Raw genomic sequence first — 13179 nt, 5'->3', positions numbered from 1 at the left:
ATCGGTTTATTATCCCGCCTAACAACAACCTGTCGCAGGCGCACCCGAAGGGACACGTCCGGCAGATCGTGACGAGGAGATCCCCATGTTCGCTCTTTTGACGGCCGCCCGCAAGGCTCTGGCAGGCGCCGGAAGCCGGGTCAGCCAGCCGCGCCGCCGGCTGGTCCTTGCCCTGCCCGCACTGACCCTGCTGGCAGCCTGTGAACCGGGCATGGGTGGCTTAGGCACCGGCCCCTCCGTCAGCCGTGGCGAAGCCGTGCCCGTGGCGCTGCTGGTGCCCAAGGGCACGGGCAACTCGGGGGATGCGATCCTTGCCGCCAGCCTTGAGAACTCCGCCCGCCTGGCCATGACCCAGCTCAACGGCGCAAAGATCGACCTGCGTGTCTATGACACGGCGGGCAATGCCGCCACCACCGCGGCGGTGACCGAACAGGCGATCAGCGAAGGGGCCAAGATCATCCTGGGCCCGGTCTACGCGGGCAACGCCAATGCGGCGGGCAACGTGGCCAAGCGCCATGGCGTCAACGTCCTGGCCTTCTCCAACAATGCCGACATTGCGGGGGGCAACGTTTTCATCCTCGGCCCGACGTTCCTGAACACCGCCAAGCGGCTGACCGCCTATGCCACCCGCCAGGGCAAGCAGCGCATCGTCACGGTCTACGGCAACACGCCCGAAGGCCAGGCCGGCGCGGCGGCCATCGCCACGGCGGCATCGCAGGCCGGCGCCACGGTCTCTGCCAGCGTGCCTTATGAGTTCTCCCAGCAGGGCGTGCTGGATGCCATGCCCTCCGTCACCGCGGCGGCGAGCGGCGGCCAGGCCGACGCGATCTTCCTGACGGCCAACGCGGCGGGCGCCCTGCCCCTGCTGGCGCAACTGCTGCCGGAAAACGGGCTTGACCCCTCTGTCACCCAGTACATCGGCCTGACCCGCTGGGACATCCCGCCCCAGACCCTTGATCTTCCGGGTGTCCAGGGCGGCTGGTTCGCGCTGCCCGATCCCAATGCCTCGTCCCAGTTCAAGGCGCGCTACAGCGCCGCCTACGGCCAGGATCCGCATCCGATCGGCGGCCTTGGCTTTGACGGGATCGCGGCCATCGGCGCGCTGGTCTCTTCCGGGCGCAGCAATGCGCTGAGCGCCAGCTCGCTGACCCAGGGCGCCGGGTTCCAGGGCGCAACCGGCGTCTTCCGCCTGCTCCCGGACGGTTCCAACGAGAGAGGCCTTGCCATTGCCACGATCCAGAACCATCAGGTTCAGATGATCGACCCGGCGCCGGCCAGCTTTGGTGGCTTCGGATTCTGACCGAGACCCGCAAAGACCCACGGGGCATGACATGACCCAGAACTTCACGCTGCCGGGTGCACTTATCTGCCCGGCAGCAGACATTCTCGACCCGATCCAGCTGGAACGGGACATCGCAGAGGCCCGCAAGGCCGGAACAGAGACAGAGGTGCGCGCCGCCATCGTCTCAAGACTGGGCGAGGCCCGTGAAGCCGGGGCGGCGCGGATCGGCCAGGCCTTCCTGGACAGCCCCTTCGACGCCAGGCGCACCACCCGCGCCTATACCTACCTGACAGATGAACTGCTGCGCGCCGTGCTGGACATCGCGCTTGCGCAGCTTCCCGAGGACAAGCGCAAGTCGCTTGGCGACTTCGCCGTCTGTGCCGTGGGCGGTTACGGGCGCGGAGAGATGGCCCCCCACTCCGATGTCGACCTGCTGTTCCTGAGCAAGGGCAAGATCACCGCCTCTCTGGAAGCGCTGATCGAGACGATGCTCTACCTGCTCTGGGACCTGCACCTGAAGGTCGGCCATGCCAGCCGCACGATCAAGGAATGCCTCAAGCTGGGTGCAGAGGATTACACCATCCGCACCGCCTTGATGGAAAACCGCTTCCTTGCCGGGAACGAGACCCTTGCGAAAGAGCTGAACTCCCGCCTCTGGTCCGACCTCTTCAAGGGGACGGAGAACGACTTTATCGAAGCCAAGCTCGAGGAGCGCTTTGAACGCCACCGCAAGCAGGGCGGCCAGCGCTACGTGGTGGAACCCAACGTGAAAGAGGGCAAGGGCGGGCTGCGCGATCTGCAATCGCTTTACTGGATCGGCAAGTATGTCCACGGCGTGCAATCGGTCTCTGAACTGGTGCGCTTGGGGGTCTTCCGCCCCGAGGAGTACGCGCTGTTCGAAAAGGCCGAGGAATTCCTCTGGGCCGTGCGCTGCCACCTGCACCTGCTGGCCGGGCGGCCGATGGACCAGTTGACCTTCGACATGCAGGTCCAGGTGGCCGAACGCATGGGCTACAAGGATCGCGGCGGCATGCGCGCGGTAGAGGTCTTCATGCAGACCTACTTCCGCCATGCCACGGCGGTGGGCGACCTGACCCGCATCTTCCTGACGGAGATGGAAACCGCCCATATCAAGAACGCCCCTGAGATCGTGAACGGCATCCGGCGGCGTCCGAAAGCCGGCAACCTCTACCGCATTGCCAACAACCGGCTGGATATCTCCGATGCGCGGGCCTTTTTCGCGGATCCGGTCAACATCCTGCGCATCTTCGACGAGGCGCTGCGGACCGGCATGTTGATCCACCCCGACGCCATGCGGGAGATCCACGCCAACCTGAAGCTGATCAACGACAAGACACGCGAGAACCCGCAGGCCGCCAAGATCTTCCTTGGCACGCTGCTCAAGCACGGCAACCCGGAACGCTCCCTGCGGCGGATGAACGAGCTGGGCGTGCTGGCGGCCTTCATCCCCGAGTTCGAGCCCATCGTGGCGATGATGCAATTCAACATGTATCACGCCTACACGGTGGACGAGCACACCATCCAATGCCTGCGCAACCTGGCCATGATCGAACATGGCGACCTTGAGGAAGAGCTGCCCGTCGCCTCCACTATCCTCAAGGAGGGGGTGAACCGCCGGGTGCTTTACGTCGCACTTCTGCTGCACGACATTGGCAAGGGCCGGGAAGAGGACCACTCGGTCCTGGGCGCCAAGATCGCCCGCAAGGTGGCCCCGCGCCTGGGGCTCACGCCCGAGGAATGTGATACCGTTGAATGGCTGGTGCGCTATCACCTGCTGATGTCGGACATGGCGCAGAAACGCGATATCGCCGATCCCCGCACCGTGCGCGACTTTGCCAAGGCGGTGCGCACGCGCGAACGGCTGGACCTGCTCACGGTGCTGACGGTCTGCGATATCCGCGGCGTCGGCCCGGGCACCTGGAACAACTGGAAGGCCGCGCTGCTGCGCGCGCTGTACCGCCAGACCCGGCGCGCGATGGAAAACGGGCTGGAAGACCTCAACCGGACCCACCGCGGCCGCGAGGCGCGCTCCAACCTGCGCAAGGAACTGGAAGGCTGGCCCCGGGCAGAGATCGACCGCGAGATGCGCCGCCACTATCCGACCTACTGGCAGGGGCTGCATGTCACCACCCATGTGGTCTTTGCGGAGATGCTGCGCGACCTGCCCGTGGACGAGATCCGCATCGACCTGCACGAGGACGAGGACCGCGATGCCACCCGCGCGCTCTTTGCCATGTCCGATCACCCCGGCATCTTCGCCCGGCTCTCCGGCGCGCTGGCGCTGGTGGGGGCCAACGTGGTGGATGCGCGCACCTATACCACCAAGGACGGCTATGCCACGGCGGCCTTCTGGATCCAGGATGCGGATGGCCACCCCTATGAGCCCTCCCGCCTGCCGCGCCTGACGCAGATGATCCACAAGACCCTGAAGGGCGAGCTGATCGCGCGCGAAGCCATGCAGGACCGCGACAAGATGAAGAAGCGCGAGCGCGCCTTCAAGGTCAACACCTCTGTCGCCTTCGACAACGAGGGCTCAGAGATCTTCACCATCATCGAGGTCGACACCCGCGACCGGCCCGGCCTTCTGCATGACCTGACCCGCACCCTGGCGGCCGCCCATGTGCAGCTGTCCAGCGCGGTGATCGCCACCTACGGCGAACAGGTCGTGGATACCTTCTACGTGAAGGACATGTTCGGGCTGAAACTATACTCCGAGGGCAAGCAGAGGGCGCTGGAAGCCCGGCTGCGCGATGCCATCGAAGCAGGCCAGGAAAGGGCCAGATCTTGACGCCAATCCGACTCGTCTCGGGCGTCTTCACCGTTGGTTTCTGGACCCTGCTGAGCCGGGTGCTGGGGTTGGCACGGGATATCATGATCCTTGCTACCCTGGGCACCGGCCCGGTCTACGAAGCCTTCGTGGTCGCCTTCCGTCTGCCCAACATGTTCCGCCGCTTCTTCGCGGAAGGGGCCTTCAACATGGCCTTCGTGCCGCTCTTCTCCAAGAAGCTGGAAGCCAAGGACGACCCGGGCCACTTCATGAACGAGGCCTTCTCCGGGCTGGCCTCCATCCTGATCGCGCTGACGGTGCTGGCCCAGGTGGCGATGCCGTGGCTGATCCTGGGCATCGCCTCCGGCTTCAAGGGGCAGGAGCAATTCCCCCTGACGGTCGAATTCGGCCGGATCGCCTTTCCCTATATCCTGTTCATCTCTCTCGCGGCGCTGCTTTCGGGCGTGCTGAACGCGGCCGGGCGCTTTGCAGCCGCCGCCGCCGCTCCGGTGCTGCTGAACGTGCTGTTGGTCTCTGCGATGGCGCTGGCCGGGCCCCTGGGGCTGGACGTGGGCAAGACGCTGATCTGGGCCATCCCGATCGCGGGCCTGGCGCAATTCGCGCTGCTTTACGTGGCCGCAAAGCGCGCGGGCTTCACCGCCCGCTTCGTCATGCCCCGCTGGAGCCCGGACATGCGCCGGCTGGTGCGCATCGCCATTCCCGCTGCCATGGCGGGCGGCGTGGTGCAGATCAACCTGCTGGTCGGCCAGCAGGTTGCCAGTTACTTCGACCGCGCCGTGGGCTGGCTGTTCACCGCAGACCGCCTTTACCAGCTGCCCCTGGGCGTGGTGGGCATTGCCATCGGCATCGTGCTGCTGCCTGACCTCTCCCGCCGCCTGAAGGCCGGGGATACCGACGGGTCGCGCAATGCGCTGTCCCGCGCCGGGGAGCTGGCGCTGGCGCTGACGGTCCCCTGCGCGGTGGCGCTGATGGTCATCCCCCTGCCCCTGGTTTCCGTCCTGTTCGAACGCGGAGCTGCCCGGCCAGAGGACAGCCGCGCCATCGCCATGGCCGTGGCCGTCTACGGGCTGGGCCTGCCCGCCTTCGTGCTTCAGAAGGTGCTGCAACCGCTCTACTTTGCGCGCGAAGACACCCGGCGGCCGTTCTACTACGCCGTCGTCGCCATGATCGCCAATGCCCTGCTTGCCATCGGCCTGTCGCCTGTCATCGGCTGGATCGCCTGTGCCCTGGCCACAACAGGCGCGGGCTGGGCCATGGTCGTGCTGCTGCTGCGCGGCACCCGCCAAATGGGAGAGGTCGCGCGCTTCGATGACCGCTTCCGCAGGCGCGCCTGGCGCATCACCCTGGCGGCGCTGATCATGGGCGCGGCGCTCTGGCCCGCCTGGACCTTCCTGTGGCCCTGGCTCAGCGCGGATTACATCCGCTATCCCACCCTGGCGCTGCTGATTTCCTGGGGGGGGCTGGTCTATTTCGCTTCCGGCTCATTGCTCGGCGCCTTCTCGCTATCGGACTTCCGGCAGGCCGTGAAACGCAGATGAATCAGGATCCCGGTGAAACCCATCCGCATCGGGGGGCGTTTGATGTACAGGGTCAGACGATTGCCCCGCACTGAAACTCAACACGGGGTAAACAATAATCATGGCTATGGGCCGGGACTACCAGTCGCAACTCGAACCGCTGATCACGGCGGCAGAGATGTTTCCCGCCCTGGAACGTCTATGTCTGAAGACCCGCGACGAATTGCTGATGTCCTTCCGCGTGCTGGACCCGATGACCCGCCTGCGCAGCGAGGAAGCCGCGGAGCTGGGGCTGAACACCTGGGCCGATCTGATCGCCCACATGGCCGACCAGGGCGTGAAGATCCGCCTGCTGATCGCCGATTTCGATCCGATCTTCACCGCCGACCTGCACCAGGACGCTTGGCGCTGTGCGCGCCAGTTCGGTCAGCGCCAGGCCCCGGGGACAGAGGTGCTTTGTGCCCCGCATGAGGGCAAGTCCGCGCCGCTATGGAAACGCATCTTCGCCTCCAAGCTGCACGAGAAGGTCGAAGAGCTGAAGCGGTACACCGCCGAACAGCTGACCCCGCTGCAATACCGCGCGCTGCAGGGCGACGTGACCATGCGCCCGGCCTCCATTCACCAGAAGTTCGCCATCTCGGACGGCACCGATGCGGTGATCGGCGGGATCGACGTCAACGAACGCCGCTATGACGACGAAGACCACGAGGGCAAGCCCGAAGAGACCTGGCATGACGTCAGCCTCAAGGTCCGCGGCCTGGCGGTGCAGGACCTGCGTCAGCACTTCTCTGATTGCTGGGAGCGGGCCATTCGCGCCGGGGCCGCCAGCTTCGGCGAAGAGGCCACCGCCCTGACCGAGAACGAACCCACCGAAACCCGCCGCCGGCTCGACAGCGGCCCCCGCCTTCTGCGCACGCAGTCCAACGCGGGCACCGGGCGCTGGCGGATCGGCCCCACGCCCCTGATCATGGAGCACGAACAGGCCCATGAGGCGGCCTTTGAGAGCGCCGGGCGGCTGGTCTACATCGAGACCCAGTTCTTCCGTCACATCCCGCTGGCCAAGTCGCTGGCACGGGCGGCGGAATCCTCTCCCCGACTTGAGCTTATCCTCGTCATACCGACCGAACCGGAGCGCATCATCTTCGGCGGCGATGACGGGGTGGATGCGCGCCACGCCCAGGCCCTGCAGCTGCGGTGCCTGACGATCCTGCGCAAGGCCTTCGGGGACCGGCTGGCTGTCGTGTCACCCGCCCAGCCGCGCCCGGCGCCGGACGGCACGCCCATGCCCCTTCACGGGGCCGGCATCGTCTACCTGCACTCCAAGGTGACACTGGTCGACGACCAGATCGGCATAGTGGGCTCTGCCAACCTGAATGGCCGGTCGATGCGGTGGGATACCGAGGCCTCGCTGCAGTTCTACGGCGAAAAGCACGTACGCGGATTGCGCGACCGGCTCATGGCCACCTGGCTGCGCGGCGCGGAAAAGCGGATGGATCCGACCCGCGCGGTGGAATGGATGAAGCTGGCAAAGGTAGAGTCCGAGAAGAAGCCGGAGGACCGGAAGGCCTATATCCTGCCCTGGCCGGAAGAGCGCAACCGCCGCTTCGCCCGTCCCCTGCCCATCCTGCCGCCGGAAATGTTCTAGCGCCGCTGAACCTTGGCCCGCAGCCGTGCCAGCCCGCCGGGCAGCAGTAGCGGCGCCAGGGCGAATCCGGTGACGAAGCCTGCAAGCTCTGCCACCCAGGTCAGGCCGACATCGAAGAAGACCGCGAACAGAAGCTGGATCCCCATCAAGAGGCCGATCAGCCGGAAGGCCATGATTTGGCGCTCTCCGGCCACCCGGTAGAAGATCCACAGCATGTAGCTATAGGCCCCGATAAAGCCGTAAACCGCCGGGAAGGCGCCGAAAAGCGCCTCTTGCGGGGGGGCGATCAGGCCAAAGACCAGCGCGGCGAGGATGGAGGTGCCGAAGAACAGCACCAGGATGGCGACGGGCTTCATCGCCTCGCCGACGAACTTGCCAAGCGCCAGCAGCATGATCCCGGCAATCACCGCCTGGGTGAAGGCCCCGTGGACAAAGGGATAGGTGACAAAGCGCATCACCCCGTCCAGCGGGAAGGATCCGGACTGCAGCATGAAATCAAGGTAGGCCGGGAAGAAACCGTAGTCCTGCAAGGCCCCCAGCCGCCAGCCGATGGATGCCGGCCCGCCGATGAACCCGGCCTTGCCAAGAGAGAACAGACCCTCGACCGCGACGATGGCAATGAACAGAACCACCACGGCAGGCGGCACGGCATTCACCGGGCCCTCTGGCCGCGACATGTTGGGATCCTGCATTTTCAGGCCTTTCCTCTGCTCTGATCGCCTTCGGGAGCGGTTGACGCCCTCACGGCCCATGGGTAATCCAGCTCAGACCGAATTGCCAGAGACCCGACCCTAGGAGGGTGAAGATGTCCGACACTTCCCAAGCCAAGCAAACCGCGTTCAAACCCCGTGTCTTCTCGGGGATCCAGCCTTCGGGCGGATTGACCCTGGGCAACTACCTGGGGGCCATGCGTCGTTTCGTGGACTGGCAAGATCGCGGGCTGAAGGAAGGCTTCGAGACGATCTTCTGCATGGTCGACATGCACGCCATGACCGTCTGGCAGGACCCTGATGCGCTGCGCCGTCAGACGCGTGAGCTGGCCGCAGGCTACATCGCCTCTGGCCTCGACCCGGAAAAGTCCATTCTTTTCAACCAGAGCCAGGTGCCCGAACATGCGCAGCTGGGCTGGATCTTCAACTGCGTCGCCCGCATGGGCTGGATGCAGCGGATGACCCAGTGGAAGGACAAGGCGGGCAAGAACACGCAGAACGCCTCTCTTGGCCTCTTCGCCTACCCTGCCCTGATGGCCGCCGATATCCTGGTCTACCACGCCACCCATGTGCCCGTGGGCGAGGACCAGAAACAGCACGTCGAGCTCACGCGCGACATCGCCGCCAAGTTCAACCATGACTACGGTCAGGAGTTCTTCCCGATGACCGAGCCGGTGATCGAAGGTGCGGCAACGCGGGTGATGTCCCTGCGCGACGGCTCCAAGAAGATGTCGAAGTCCGATCCCTCCGACATGGCCCGGATCAACATGACCGATGACGCCGATGCCATCGCCAGCAAGATCCGCAAGGCGCGCACGGACCCGGATGCCCTTCCCTCTGAAGTCGAGGGCCTGAAGGAGCGTGCAGAGGCGCGCAACCTGGTGAACATCTACGCCGCGCTGTCCGACCAGACCATGGAGCAGGTGCTGCAGGACGTTGGCGGCAAACAGTTTTCCGAGTTCAAGCCGATGCTCGCCGAACTGGCCGTTGCCAAGCTTGCACCGATCTCGACAGAGATGGCGCGCCTCATGCAGGCCCCGGAAGAGATCGATGCGATCATCGGCAAGGGTGCCGCCCAGGCGCGGGAAATCGCAGCCCCCGTGCTGGCGAAAACCTATGACATCGTGGGCATGATCAGAAGCTGATCCACCCCACCAGGACCAGGACATGCGCGGCCCCTTCGGGAGCCGCAATGCATTCCCGCACAATGGCTCTGCACCACCCTGCCTATGCAGAAGGGCCGCCGGCCCCTATCTCTGAAGGGACACAGCCGGAGGAGAGAGCCCATGCCACCGCTTCCCAAGTCCCCCATCCATCCAGAGACCCGCGTCGGTCACATCCACCTGCGGGTGGCGGACCTGGACCGCGCTCTCGATTTCTACATCGGCGTGCTGGGGTTCGAGCTTCAGGCGCGCTTCGGGCGCCAGGCGGCCTTCCTGTCCGCCGGGGGCTATCACCACCATATCGGTTTGAATACATGGGAAAGTCTGGGCGCTACACCGCCGCCGCCGGGTCACACGGGACTGTATCACGTGGCCTTCCTTTACCCCGATCGCGCGGCCCTGGGCGATGCCCTGCGCCGCGTGCAAACGGCCGGGATCCCGCTGGACGGCGCAGCCGATCACGGCGTGAGCGAGGCGATCTACCTGCGGGACCCGGACGACAACGGGATCGAGCTTTACCGTGACCGCCCAAAGCAGGACTGGCCGCGCCTGCCCGACGGACGGCTGGCGATGTACAACGCCCCGCTGGATCTTGAGGCCCTGCTGGCGGATGCGCACGCCCCCTGAGCGATGTCATGAAACCGTGTCCCGGCTTTCACGGGCCGGATTCAAACCGGGGCTAGCCTGATTGGGAAGACAGGGCCACGCCCCGACCTTCCCCCTTGGGACGTGGCAGGACATTAATCCCCCCAAGCCCTTTTCAGCACCCTTTCCCCCGGCCTTACAGCCGGGGGTATTCCCTTTTATATGCGCCGCGCGCTGTCACAGGGCCGGGTCACGGGCGGCAAGAACCGGGGCGGACAGTACAAGCGTCTTTTCAGGGGCTTAGGCGGCACGCCAGCCCGGTACGACAGGGCCGATGGGACGCGGGGAGGACATGGGATACCCCCCTGAAAATACTGCACTTCATGCAAGGTGAGCCCGGTCAAGACAGCCCCCGCCCCCCGGGCACGCAAAGCCCAGATCGCGGGGCGGGATGGGTCCAGAGGCCCCGCGAGGCATGGAACCGCGGGCCCGCTCGCGGGTTGGTCAGGGACAGCTATTTTTCCAGAGAGGACGGACCATGCCTTCCATCTATGAAGCCATCAAAGAAGACCACGCCCGCCACCGCGCCCTGCTTGAGAAGATCGACGGGACAGAGGGCGACAGCCCCGAGCGCAAGGAGGCCTGGGAGGCCTTCTATGCCGATGTCAAAAGCCATTCCGCAGCCGAGGAAGAGACCTTCTATTCCAAGCTGATGAGCAAGACCTGGGGGCAGGACGCCGCCCGCCATTCCGTGCATGAGCACGAGCAAATGGATGAAATCATGGAAGAATTGCGCGAGACGGACATGAGCTCTCCCGGCTGGATCCAGCGCTTCCGTGTGCTCAAGCATGATTACGAACACCACATGGAAGAGGAAGAAGACGAGGTCTTCACCCGCGCCCAGGAGGTGATCGGTGCCGAGCAGAACGAGGCCTTCGGAGAGAAGTTCCTTGAGCGTAAGGCCAAGGAAGGCACGCTGATCGAAGAGAAGCGCGCCGACGCCCTGGAAGACTGATCCGTAAAGACTGATCCGGGACAATTGATCCCCCGGGCAGCGCGGCAGAGGTAAAGCGAAGCTTGCCGCTGCGCGCGCTGCCCAACGACCCACATATACGCGAATCGCGGGATTTAAGCGGGTTAACAGGCCTTTGGGCGGCTTTGGCCGCGTCTGTTTTGCGTCGGTATCACGTCGGTATTACGTCGGTGCCCGCGTCGGTATCTGCCCCGGTTAACGCAGCGCGCGGGGATTTCGAGCCGAAAGGCTTAAGATCCCGTAAAGCTTTGAAAATCCGGGCAAGTGGCTTTGCAAACCCCTCCCCCACTCACGACACGAACAGCGCATCTACCGCGCTTTCCGCGATGCGCGACTGGGCTTCTAGGTCCGGCATGGCGCCCCCCATCATCGCCGTCATCAGGCAGACCGCGCTTGAGGCGCCGAACAGCATGGAGGCCAGCACAGGTTCCGGCAGGTCGACCCGCCGACGCGCTGACGGGATTGCAGAGAGCGTGTCGATCATCGCCGCGCGGCTTTTCGCGATGCCGTTTTCCAGGAAGCCGCGCGCCATGGTCTGCTGATCGATGGATTCCGCGATCGCCAACCGGCACAGGTTGATGTGGCGCTGTGAGAGCGCGTGCTCCGTCACCCGCCGCACGTCGCGCCTAAGCCGGGCAACCGGGTCAGCGATCTGCGGACCCTCGATCGCGCTCCAGTCATAGGAGGCGACGATGAGCTCTCCCAGCAAGGCTTCCTTGGAGTCGAACATGTCATAGATCGTGCGCTTAGACATGCCCGCCCCGGCGGCGATCTGCGCCATGGAAACGCCGCGGGACCCTTCCGCACAGAAAAGCCGCTCTGCCACGGCAAAGATCTTTTCCCGCCGCTCCTCAAGGTCCATGGCCAAGGGCCGTCCCAAGCGTGCCATCCTGTCTTCCCCCCTTTGCCCCCTGCCCGCGCGGGGGCAAAAGGCTGGCTTCATTGCTGCCTTTCTGGTGGCATCCGCGCCGCAAGGTTGCAAGGCTGGGCCGGGCGCTTGGACTCTTTGCGCAGGGCCACTCCCCTTCTGCCTTGGTGCGAAAGCCGAATGCCGTTTGATTTTGTTCAGGGTTCTCGGGTCTACTTGGTGCCATGACCGATTGCCTGCGCCCTGCCCCGCTCATGTGCCGGACCCGTTACCGCGGGATCGGTGCGGCCCTTGCCACGGCGCTGCTGCTGTTGCCGGGTCTGTCCGCCGCGCAAGAGGCTACTGCCTCGGTCGCGCCGGCCCCTCCGGCCGGGTCGAATAGCGACAGCGCAGCAGCCCCCAAGGGCACGGTGGCCTCCCAGGATGATACCGGCGGCGTAAACGGGCCGTCAGGCGACGCGGCCCATGGCATGGACAGCGCGCCGCTGCGCGACCGCACCCCGCGCTACATCGTCTATTACGGCGCCAAGGTCAGCCCGCTCGCCGATGTCGCCCAGACCGACTTCACCCATGTCCACCTGTCCTTCCTCACCGTGCCGGAGACGGGGGGCGCGGGCCCGCTGACACTGGTGGCGCCTGATGTCATGGAGGGTCAGTGGCCATCGGTCGAGGTGCTGAAACAAGCCGGCAAGCTGGTGCTGGTCTCCTTCGGCGGCGGCGACATGACGGCAAAGGCCTGGGCCCGCGTCGCAGGACGCGAGGATGAAGCCGCCAGGCTGATCGCCGATTTCGTCAAGACAAACGGCCTGCAGGGCGTCGGGCTGGATTTCGAGATCTCGGAGAGCTTCCACGGCAAGAGCCCGCCCTTTGACGGGCGCAAGATGCTGATCGACCTGACCCGCGCCCTGCGCAAGGCCCTGCCCGAGGGCGCGCTGATCAGCCATGCCCCGGAATCCGCCTACCTGAGCCGGAACTGGCACGGCGCGCCCTACCTGGATGTGCTGCGCGCGGTGGGCGATGAGATCGACTGGGTGGCGATCCAGTATTACAACAACCCCGCCTTCGATGCGCCCGTGGCCAGCCATATCCTGGGCACGGGCGATACGGTTAGCGACAGCTCCGTCGCCGGGCTGGTGCAGGGCCTGGGGGGCTATGCCATTCCGGTGAAGAAACTGGTGGTGGGCAAGCCGATCTACCATGCAGATGCCTCCAGCGGGCATATGACGCCGAAGGATGTGCGTAGCCAGATCCTGCAGCCGCTGGCCCAGGCCTATGGGGCGGGCTTCGGCGGTCTGATGGGCTGGCAGTTTGCTGATGACACGGAGGACCACCGCTACTGGAACAGCGACATGGCGCACGGCACCGCGATCCTGGGAAGTCACTAGGGCTGAACTCTGGAGCGTGAGACCCGTCTACGCTCAGCAGGGTTTCAACCGCGGCGCATCCTGTTGCGCTCTCTGCGTGCCTTCGGGCCTGCTTTTGTCAGTGTTCGAACGCAAGAAAGCCCCGGTCATTACTGACCGGGGCTTTTTTGTTTGTTTGTATCGTTTTGGATTTTTTCTAGGTC

At 65.2% G+C, this 13179-nt stretch carries 10 protein-coding genes; 8 read left to right on the top strand and 2 right to left on the bottom strand.

Annotated features, from left to right (window positions below):
- Positions 1–85: 85 nt before the first annotated feature.
- From HCZ97_RS05530 to HCZ97_RS05515, 4 genes are all read left to right on the top strand, one after another.
- A complete protein-coding gene (locus tag HCZ97_RS05530) occupies positions 86–1300 on the top strand; it encodes a penicillin-binding protein activator (protein ID WP_167687688.1) in 1215 nt (404 codons plus the stop codon).
- 31 nt (positions 1301–1331) lie between these two features.
- Positions 1332–4091 (top strand): [protein-PII] uridylyltransferase, encoded by a 2760-nt coding sequence (locus HCZ97_RS05525; protein WP_167687687.1) that lies wholly within the window; start codon positions 1332–1334, stop codon positions 4089–4091.
- Entirely contained in the window at positions 4088–5629 is a 1542-nt protein-coding gene (gene murJ / locus HCZ97_RS05520; RefSeq protein ID WP_167687686.1) for a murein biosynthesis integral membrane protein MurJ, read from the top strand. Before HCZ97_RS05525 ends, murJ begins: the two co-directional genes overlap by 4 nt.
- A gap of 100 nt (positions 5630–5729) precedes the next feature.
- Positions 5730–7253: a phospholipase D family protein gene (locus HCZ97_RS05515; RefSeq protein WP_167687685.1), complete on the top strand. Its 1524-nt coding sequence runs from the start codon at positions 5730–5732 to the stop codon at positions 7251–7253.
- Here HCZ97_RS05515 and HCZ97_RS05510 read toward each other — a convergent pair.
- Complete coding sequence (locus HCZ97_RS05510) at positions 7250–7945, bottom strand: rhomboid family intramembrane serine protease (protein ID WP_167687684.1); 696 nt, start codon at positions 7943–7945, stop codon at positions 7250–7252. The two genes, HCZ97_RS05515 and HCZ97_RS05510, sit on opposite strands and share 4 nt — an antisense overlap.
- 113 nt (positions 7946–8058) lie before the next feature.
- Here HCZ97_RS05510 and trpS point away from each other — a divergent pair, with 113 nt between their 5' ends.
- The 3 genes from trpS (at position 8059) to HCZ97_RS05495 (ending at position 10726) form a co-directional block, all read left to right on the top strand.
- The gene (trpS, locus tag HCZ97_RS05505) at positions 8059–9108 is read left to right on the top strand and encodes a tryptophan--tRNA ligase (protein WP_167687683.1); all 1050 of its coding nucleotides are present in this window, start codon (positions 8059–8061) and stop codon (positions 9106–9108) included.
- 141 nt (positions 9109–9249) lie between these two features.
- A complete protein-coding gene (locus tag HCZ97_RS05500) occupies positions 9250–9753 on the top strand; it encodes a VOC family protein (protein ID WP_167687682.1) in 504 nt (167 codons plus the stop codon).
- Between the two features lie 496 nt (positions 9754–10249).
- The gene (locus HCZ97_RS05495) at positions 10250–10726 is read left to right on the top strand and encodes a hemerythrin domain-containing protein (protein WP_167687681.1); all 477 of its coding nucleotides are present in this window, start codon (positions 10250–10252) and stop codon (positions 10724–10726) included.
- Between the two features lie 307 nt (positions 10727–11033).
- Here HCZ97_RS05495 and HCZ97_RS05490 read toward each other — a convergent pair whose 3' ends face one another.
- Positions 11034–11633: a TetR/AcrR family transcriptional regulator gene (locus HCZ97_RS05490; RefSeq protein WP_167687680.1), complete on the bottom strand. Its 600-nt coding sequence runs from the start codon at positions 11631–11633 to the stop codon at positions 11034–11036.
- Positions 11634–11866: 233 nt separating this feature from the next.
- Between HCZ97_RS05490 and HCZ97_RS05485 the strand changes: the two genes are divergently transcribed.
- Entirely contained in the window at positions 11867–12997 is a 1131-nt protein-coding gene (locus HCZ97_RS05485; protein WP_217701729.1) for a glycosyl hydrolase family 18 protein, read from the top strand.
- Positions 12998–13179 lie beyond the last annotated feature (182 nt).

The organism is Pseudooceanicola sp. HF7 (genome assembly GCF_011806405.1).
In the GTDB taxonomy this organism is placed as follows: domain Bacteria; phylum Pseudomonadota; class Alphaproteobacteria; order Rhodobacterales; family Rhodobacteraceae; genus Pseudooceanicola.
Note: the sequence above shows the minus strand (reverse complement) of the source record. Positions and strands in the feature narration are given on the sequence as shown.